4 protein-coding genes are annotated in these 6,854 nt (G+C 69.4%); 3 read left to right on the top strand and 1 reads right to left on the bottom strand.

From position 1 onward, the window contains the following. Window positions 1-204: 204 nt before the first annotated feature. The 3 genes from moaC (at window position 205) to IT306_23040 (ending at window position 2,714) form a co-directional block, all read left to right on the top strand. Window positions 205-720 carry a cyclic pyranopterin monophosphate synthase MoaC gene (gene moaC / locus IT306_23050; GenBank protein ID MCC7371314.1) on the top strand — a complete coding sequence of 172 codons (516 nt, stop codon included), beginning with the start codon at window positions 205-207 and terminating at the stop codon, window positions 718-720. Window positions 721-811: 91 nt separating this feature from the next. After that, a complete protein-coding gene (locus IT306_23045; GenBank protein MCC7371313.1) occupies window positions 812-1,312 on the top strand; it encodes a MogA/MoaB family molybdenum cofactor biosynthesis protein in 501 nt (166 codons plus the stop codon). 49 nt (window positions 1,313-1,361) lie between these two features. Next, complete coding sequence (locus tag IT306_23040) at window positions 1,362-2,714, top strand: cyclic nucleotide-binding domain-containing protein (GenBank protein ID MCC7371312.1); 1,353 nt, start codon at window positions 1,362-1,364, stop codon at window positions 2,712-2,714. 67 nt (window positions 2,715-2,781) lie between these two features. Here IT306_23040 and IT306_23035 read toward each other — a convergent pair whose 3' ends face one another. Continuing rightward, entirely contained in the window at window positions 2,782-6,837 is a 4,056-nt protein-coding gene (locus IT306_23035) for an oligosaccharide flippase family protein (protein ID MCC7371311.1), read from the bottom strand. Window positions 6,838-6,854: the final 17 nt, after the last annotated feature.

Raw genomic sequence — 6,854 nt, 5'->3', positions numbered from 1 at the left:
GTCGCTGCGCGACGGCCGTGGGGAACGGCAGGCACTGGTGCGACTGGCGCGTCGCGCAGCGACTGCAGGATGGTAGGCGGGGCTTTCAAGCCCCGACGCGGCGGCACGACGACATCAACATGCAATCGCCCTGAGTGAGATGCCAGCCTGCGAGGGTAGGGTACGCTGCGCTCGCTATACTCGTTGGGAGGGGAGCAGCATCCGATGACCGACCTGACCCATCTCGACGAGACCGGCCGCGCCCGCATGGTCGACGTCAGCGCCAAGGGCGAGACTATCCGCATCGCCACGGCCCGAGGCCGCGTGCTGATGCGCCCGGAGACGCTGGCGCTGATCCGCTCCGGCGGCGTCACCAAGGGCGACGTCCTGGCGATTGCCCAGGTGGCCGGCGTGATGGGCGCCAAACGAACCTCAGACTTGATCCCACTCTGCCATCCGCTCCCCATCACCGGCGTCGATCTGAAGTTCGAGCTGGACGACGACGCCTCTGCTGTCGAGATCACGGCGATTGCCCGCATCGTGGGGAAGACCGGCGTCGAGATGGAGGCGCTGACGGCCGTCGCGACGGCCGCGCTCACCGTCTACGACATGTGCAAGGCGGTTGACAAAGACATGGTGGTCGACAACATCAGGCTGATGCACAAAGTCGGCGGCAAGAGCGGCGAGTACGTCCGCGCCGGCGAGGCGGTGGCCGAGGCGACCGGGAGGCAGCGTGGCTGAGCGTCATGGCAGCGGGGACCAGCACGGCGATCGCCATGCGACGCACGGACATCGTGGCGGCCACGCCCACGGCGGAGGCGTCAGCGAGCCGCTGATCTCGGTCGGCATCATCACCGTGAGCGACAAGGCCTCGCGCGGAGAGCGCGAGGATCTGGGCGGGCCGGCCATCCGCGAGGTTATGCTGGCGGCCGGCGCGGCCATCGGTGAGTACGTCATCGTGCCGGACGAGATCGAGCGGATCGCCGGCCAGATCTGTCGCATGGCCGACGAGCGCCGCCTGGATCTGATCCTGACGACCGGCGGCACCGGCCTCGCCGCGCGCGATGTGACCCCACAGGCGACGCGCGGCTGTCTCGACTACGATGTGCCGGGCATCGCCGAGGCGATGCGCGCCGCCAGCCTCGCGAAGACGCCGGCCGCGATGACCTCACGGGCCATTGCGGGCGTGCGGGGCCATTCGCTGGTCATCAACCTTCCCGGCAGCCCCAAAGGCGTGCGAGAATGCCTTGACGTGGTGCTTCCGGCCCTGCCGCACGCCGTCAGCCTGCTGCGCGGCGAGGTCGGAGATCACCAGCGGCCATCACCACAGTAGTCTCGTTTCCCGTTGATCCCCTCGGAGTTGAGTATCTGGGGGAGCTGAGATGCCGGTCCCTGACGCACTGATTGCCGGGGCACTCGCGGGCGCCGCCGCCCTGTCGCTGCCACTCGGCGCGATCATCGCCCTGGTGTTTCGTCCGCCGGCTCGGCTGGTGGCCCTCATCATGGGCTTTGGCAGCGGTGCGCTGATCCACGCTGTCGTGACCGAGCTGGCCGTCGATCCGGCCTCCGAAATGGTCCGTGACCACGGCTACGAGCCGCTGCTGACCTGGGGCATTCTCGCAGCCGGCTTTCTCGGTGGTGGCATGGTCTACGTCGGGCTGAACATCGTCATCGAGAAGATGGGCGGTGGCCTGCACTGGCGTCATCGGCAGCGGAAGCGCGCCCTCGAAGAGAAGCGCCAGGCGCTCGCGCCGCTCCTCCAGGTGATCGCGCGCTCGAAGCTCGCCGAGTGCCTCAAGCCGGAAGAGATCGAAGAGCTGCTGCCGTTCGTGCGGCGGATCGCCGTGACGGCGGGACAGACCGTCTACCGCCAGGGCGACGCCTCGGACGGTGTGTATCTGGTGGCGAATGGCGCGTTCGACCTCCAGCACGTCTCCGCTGGCCCCGACGCACAGGAGACGAAGCACGCTGTCGAGGCGTACGCGATGGTCGGTGGTCTGGGCATGCTCAGCGGCGAGCCACGGACGGCGTCGCTGGTGGCCCGCAGCGACGGCGAGCTGCTGATGCTGGCCCGCATCGACTTCCAGCACGCCGCCGAGAAGGTGCCGTGCCTGCGGCGGATCGTCGAGAACCTGGTGACCCACGAGCTGTTCGTGACGGCACAGCGGAGCAGCCTCACCGACGCCGAGGAGTGGCACCGGGTGGCGGTCGGCAGCATCAGCAACCTGTCGCGATCCGAGGCCGACGCCGCCGCCGAGCGTCACGGCGAGAGCAGCTCGCCCCTGGCGATCTTCCTGGGCACACTGCTCGACGGCATCCCGGAGTCGGCGGCCATCGGCGCGAGCTTTGTGTCGCTGGCGGCCTTCTCCCCCACGTTCATGGTGGCCGTCTTCCTGTCGAACCTGCCGGAGGCGGTTGGCGGCACCAGTGCGCTGCTCCGCGCGAAGTTCAGTATCGGGCGGATCGCCATGATGTGGATCGGGCTGGCCGTCGGCAGCGCCCTGGCCGGCACGGTCGGCTACCTGGGCTTGCACGACGCCTCGCCGGCGTTGGTGGCGTTTCTTGGCTCGGTGGCCGGCGGCGGCGTGGTGGCGATGCTCGCCATGACGATGATGCCCGAGGCCTACGAGTCGGGCCACGCGGGCGTCGCCCCCGCCACGATCGTCGGGTTTCTGGCATCGTTGCTGCTGGCCGTGTTCGAGATGGCGGTACACATTCCCGTGGCAGGACACTGACCGGCAGTTCCCGCGCTACAGGCTCGCGTTCGGCAGAGCCGGCGTCTCACGCGAGAGGGAATCGCTTCTAGCGGCGCAGGAGCGCACGCAACTGCTGACGCTCCTCCGGCGTGATGGCCTGCAGCGCCAGCAGCGCGACGGCGTACGTCGCTGCTCCGCCGAGGATCGCCAGCGGGGTGCTCCAGACGCCGAGCAGCCAGACTGGCAGCGCCATGACGGCGGCTGCCAGAGCCGGCCGCCAGCCCACCCGCAGCGGCGAGACCGGCCCGGCCGTTTGCCAGGTCACCCAGAGGAACGGCGCGAGCAGCACCACCTCGGATGCCACCGTGACCAGCGCGGCGGCGACGTACCCATAGGTTGGAATCAGCAGCACGTTCGCCAGCACGTTGAAGACCACGCCGGCCGCGAAGGCGACGCTCAGGGTGCGCTGGCGGTTCACCGAGATCAGCACATACTGGAGCAGCCCGTTCGCGAAGCTGATCGGGAGATACCAGATCAGGATCTGGAGTGCCCGCGCGGACTCCGGCAGGTAGGACTGGCCGGCCAGCAGCAGGATGATCGGTTCGGCCAGGAGCGTCGTGCCGACGGCGATGGGGAACGCCAGCACCAGCAGGATCTTGAGGCCCGTGTCGGTCAGGCGGACCATGCGGGCACGGTCCTCGGCGGCGTACCTTGCGAGCAGCGGGAACAGGGCCAGCACGAAGCTCGCCGGGATCACCTGGAGCCCGTCGATCAGCTTGTAGGCCGTCGAGTACCAGCCCAATGCAAGGTCGCCGGCCAGCGGCTTGAGCAGCAGCACGTCGATCTTGAAAAAGAGCTGGTTGAGCAGGCCATTGATCATCAGCGGAAACGAGACGCCGACCAGCGACCAGACCACGGTCGCCGAGACAGTCGGGCGCGGCGTCCCGATCAGCCAGCCGTATACCACCAGCAGCACGACCAGCGTCGTCACGTTGGTCACAATCGACACGGCTGCCAGCCCGACGTAGCCATATCCCACCAGCAGCGCGCCCAGGCCCAGCACGACCTTCGAGATGGTCGACAGCATGGTGACGGCGGCCGGCACGTCCATCCGCTCGTGGGCCATGAACAGGGCGCTGACGACCCCGCTCAGGAGCCCCGGCAACAGCCCGAGCACCAGCAGCCAGATCGCCAGCGCCAGCGTCCCGTCGATATCGAGCGCCGGGGCCAGCGGCCCTGTCAGCAGCGCCGTGATCGCCGCCGCGCCGCACCAGAGGATTAGCCGCAAAACCGTGCCGTTCCCCAGGTAGCGGCCGGCCGCCGACCGATCCTGCGCCACGTCGCGCGTGATCAGGGTGCCGAGGCCCCAGCCCACCACGACATCGAAGTAGGTCGTCAGCACCCCCGCGAACGTGTACGCCCCGACGCCCTCAGCCCCCAGCACGCGGAACGTGATCAGCGCGAACCCGAGATCGACCACCTTGTTGAGCAGGCTGGAGGCCATCGGGAAGGCCGAGTTGCGGAGCACCCGCCGGGCCGTCGAGGGCGCGCCGCCGCGCGTCGTTCGGGCGCCAAAGGCCAGATAGCCGACCAGCCCGGCCAGCACCAATCCCGAGATGCCGGTCAGCAGCGCGCCGACCCGCACCGAGAGCGGCCGGTAGCGGAACTCCACGGTGTGTGGGCCGGGCGCAAGCTGGACGGCGCGCAGCAGGCCATTCGCTCGCAGGACCGTGGCGCTCTGCCCGTCGACGGACGCCGTCCAGCCGGGGAAGTAGACGTCGGCCAGCACCAGCGTGCCGCCGCTGCCGCCGCCGTCGGCCCGAACGACCACGCGATTGTTCTCGTAGGCCGCGATCTCGGCCGAGACCAGCGGAGGGGCCGCCGCTCCCGTGCCAACCGACTGACCGCCAGCGTTCGGATTCTCGACCACCGCCGTCGTGCGCGGATCGAAGCCGGGCCGCCCGACCGTGTCGAGCGCCGCGAGCCGACTCGGAGCCTCTATGGTCCGCCCCACGACAAATGCGCGCGGCATCGCTCGTTCGTTGCGGTAGACGCGGATGCCGTCGCCCTGGGCGTGGAGCGTCCAGCCCGGCAAACTCAGCACCTTGCTGGTCAGGACGTACTTGACGTTGAGCAGATCGAGCAGCGGCGACGACAGCGAGCGCTGATCGAACAGCTTGGCGACCTTGCTGTATGGAATCCCGCGCTGCGGCTCGATCCGTTCCAGGTACTCCACGTACTCGCGCAGGATGATCGTGTCGTAGCCGCGGATGTCCTGAAGGCCGAACAGCATGTTGGTGTTCGAGGGCAGCGTGTCGTCCTCGCCGAACGTCACGACGCGGAAGAGGCCTGGATCGGCCTTGATGGCGGCGATGCTCCGCGGCACGAACGAGAGCGGGCGGGTATCAGCAGCCGCGTTGAACCCGATCCCGAAGCTGAACAGATCGAGGACCGTCACCAGGACGGCCAGCCCGCCGGCCATGCTGGCGCGACGGGTGGTTGCCAGCCAGATCACGAAGCCAGAAACTGTGAGCAGCGCCGCCGCCCGCGCGATGTTCGCCCACTGGTAGGAGAACAGCATCTCCGGCGAGCCGAAACCGTTCTGCAGTTCGCGCCAACGTCGGAGCGCGCGCCCGGCCAGGGCGACGCCCCAGCCGGGGCTGACGTAAGCGAAGCCGACCGCGAGGAGACCAACGGCTCCGATAGTGAACACGGCGACGGCGAGGCGTCGGGGAAGGCCCTCACCCCCCGGCCCAGTCAAGCCGCCGGGCCCCCGCGCCGTGATCGCGGTGACGCCAAGTCCCGCCAGCGCCGCCGCGCACACCGTGAGCGGGTAGACCCACCGGAACGGCGTGTGCAGCTGATTGACGCCCGGGATGCCGTAGAACAGCAGCGCGTAGGCTGGCGTGCCGAAGGCGAACAGCAGCGAGACAACGGCCAGGATCGCCAGGACGAGGCCGCCGCCGCGCGGCCGGGCCAGCAGCCCGAGGAGTGCCAGCAGCAGCGGCAGTACCCCGAGGTACACCGTCCCCTCGACGTAATTCTTGCCGCCCCACTCGGTGTCGGCGCGGCGCTCGCCGTTCGGGCGGGTGTGCTCGGTGGAGCGAGTCTCGCCGGCCACCACGTCGTAATAGGTGTGATGGGTCGGGTTCCCGAACAGGTCTGGCAGCAGGTAGGCCAGCAGCCGCTCTTTCGGCAGCGCGTAGCCAATCGTCTCCTGGTAGTCAGACCAGCCGCCGCGGACGTTCGCGCCGATCACCTCCGCGAACGGCACCAGTTGAATCGCGGCCAGGCCGGTCCCGAGCAGCACCATCGTCAGCGCGACGAGGCCGTCGAGGATCGGGCGGGGGAGGCCGTCGGCGCGAAGTCGCAGCCCGATCCGCGGCGCGGTGTACAGGCCGGCTGTCAGCAGCAGGTACAGGCTCATCTCAAGGTGGCCGGCCAGGAACTGCAGCCCGACAATCGTGCCGCCGGCCACGACCGACGAGAGCGCCGCTCGGGGGCCGCGCTGCATCTGCCGCTCGATGACGGCCAGCAACATCGGGAGCCAGACGGCGGTGCTGACGACCATCGGCCAGAGGAAGCTGACGACCAGATAGCCGCAGAAGCCGAACGTCAGCCCTGATACTGTCCCGCCGAGCCGCGTCGCCCCGAGCGTTCGGGCGAGCCAGTACGCCCCGATGGCCCCGATCCACAGGTGCAGCCCGATGAACCAGCCGTAGGCCGAGGCCAGCGGCAGCACGTAGAACAGGACGCCCAGCGGGTACAGCGAGCCGTTCTGGCCGGACGCCATGAACGGCTGCCCGCTCAGGATGTACGGGTTCCAGAGCGGCAGCTCGCCCTGGGCGAAGCTCTCGCGGGCCAGCCGCTTCCAGGAGTAGTTCTGCAGGATGGCGTCGGCGATCAGCGGGTTGTGCGGCAGCGAGACACCAAAGTTGTCGGCATGGGCCTGCCAGGGCGGGTAGCCGAACAGTGCGTCGATGGGCAGCAGCGCCCGGCCCGGCAGCAGCGACGGTCCCACGAACGCCAGCGCCAGCACGGCGAACAGCGCGCAGACGGCGAGGTCTGCCCTAAGCACGCGCCAGACGCGCCGCGTCCCCCGAGCCTCGGCGGCCGGGCCTGGGGCCGCCGAGGTCGGGGGACGCTGGGAGGTCGCCGTCACGCCGGGCTGCTCGTCAT

This window comes from Chloroflexota bacterium, from assembly GCA_020850535.1.
GTDB lineage: Bacteria > Chloroflexota > UBA6077 > UBA6077 > JACCZL01 > JADZEM01.
The sequence above is the reverse complement of the archived record's forward strand: the minus strand, read 5'-3'. Positions and strand labels throughout refer to the sequence as shown.